Below are 1,693 nucleotides of genomic sequence, written 5' to 3'. Positions count from 1 at the left end.
GTATCGGATCCCGGTGACCGACCTGCGCGGCGCCAGGCCCGACGCGGTGGAGACGCACCTGGACGGGGTCCGGCGCGAGCTGACCCGCTCGCCGGGCTCCACCGAGCACTGGCCGCTGTTCGCCCTGCGTATCACCGTGACGGACGATTCGACGCTGCTGCACCTGCTCGTGGAGCTGATCGTGGTCGACTCGGCCAGCGTGCAGCTGCTGCTCGGCGAGCTGGACGCGCTGCTGCGCGGTGACACCTTGCCGCCGCTGGATGTGACGTTCCGTGACTACGTGCTGGCCGAACGATCGTTGCGCGCCGGACCCAGATTCCAGCGCGACCGGGCGTACTGGCTGGATCGCATCGACAGCCTGCCGCCGTCGCCCGAGCTGCCCGGCAACGGACGCCAGGAGCCGGCACCGGCCACTGAACCGGTCCGATTCCGGCGCCTGGACCGGCAGCTCGCCGCGGCCGAGTGGGCCGGGCTGCGCAAGCGGGCCGAGCGGAATGGTGTCACCGCGTCGGCCGTGCTGCTCACCGCCTACGCGGAGACGGTGGGACGGTGGAACCGGCACCGCCGGTTCACGCTGAACCTGCCGGTGTTCAACCGGCTCCCGCTGCACGAGCGGATCGGATCCGTCGTCGGCGACTTCACCTCGGTGAACCTGCTGGCGGTCGACCTCGACGCCGCATCCACGTTCGCCGGCCGGGTGTCCGCGGTCAGCGCCCAACTCTTCGACGACCTCGACCATCGGCTCTTCTCCGGCTTGGACGTGCTGGCCGAGCTGACCCGCAGCCAGGGCCGCCCCGCCCTGATGCCGGTGGTGTTCACCAGCACCATCGGCACGGGAGCGGCTGCCGGCACGGCCACTGGAGCAGCGGCCGGGGCTACCACCGAACCGGCAGCCGAGCCGACCACCGAGCCGCCGCTGGGACGGTTCGTGCACGGCGTCACCCAGACCCCGCAGGTCTGGCTCGACTGCCAGGTGGTCGAGCACGCCGGTGGGGTGCTGCTGGCGTGGGATGTGCGCGACGACGTGTTCCCGGACGGACTTGCGGCCGATGCGTTCTCCTCGTTCGCCGACCTGGTGGTCAGGCTGGCCACGACCGACGAGGCATGGGATGACAGCGCGCCGAACCTGCTGCCGGGGGCGCAGCGTGCGCGCCGGACCGAGGTGAACGACACCGCGGCAGCGTTGCCCAGCCACCTGCTGCACGAGCCGGTGCTTGCCCGGGCGGACACGACGCCGCACGACGTCGCCGTCGTCGACACGCACCTCACGCTGTCCTACGCCGAGCTCGCCGCCCGTGCCCAGGCGGCCGCCCGCAGGCTGCGGGCGGCTGGCTGCCGGCCGGGGGAGCTGGTGGCGATCTGCATGGTCAAGGGCGCAGACCAGGTGGTCGGCGTGCTTGCGGCGCTGCTTGCCGGGGCCGCCTACGTGCCGGTCGACCCAGGACAGCCCGCAGTCCGCCGAGACCGGATCCTCAGCGCCGCCGGTGTGCGGTTCGCGCTGACCCAATCCTGGAGCGGGACCGCGGACGAGCTACCGGCGGAGGTACGGCCGATCGTGGTCGACGACCTCGCCGCGGGCGAGGCCGGGAATTCCCTCTCCCCGCCGCCACCGTCCCCGCCGGGACCGCCGGTGCCCGCGTCGCCAGACAACCCCGCGTACGTCATCTACACCTCCGGCTCCACCGGCGATCCC

Annotated in this window: 1 protein-coding gene; it reads left to right on the top strand. The window is 72.7% G+C overall.

All coding sequences use genetic code 11. The features are described 5' to 3' along the window. Positions 1-13: 13 nt before the first annotated feature. A partial coding sequence (locus tag ELR45_RS36690; protein ID WP_205855818.1) for an AMP-binding protein occupies positions 14-1,693 on the top strand: 1,680 nt, incomplete at its 3' end.

It is taken from the genome of Phytoactinopolyspora endophytica, assembly GCF_004138495.1.
Classification (GTDB): Bacteria; Actinomycetota; Actinomycetes; order Jiangellales; family Jiangellaceae; genus Phytoactinopolyspora; species Phytoactinopolyspora endophytica.
Note: the sequence above shows the minus strand (reverse complement) of the source record. Positions and strands in the feature narration are given on the sequence as shown.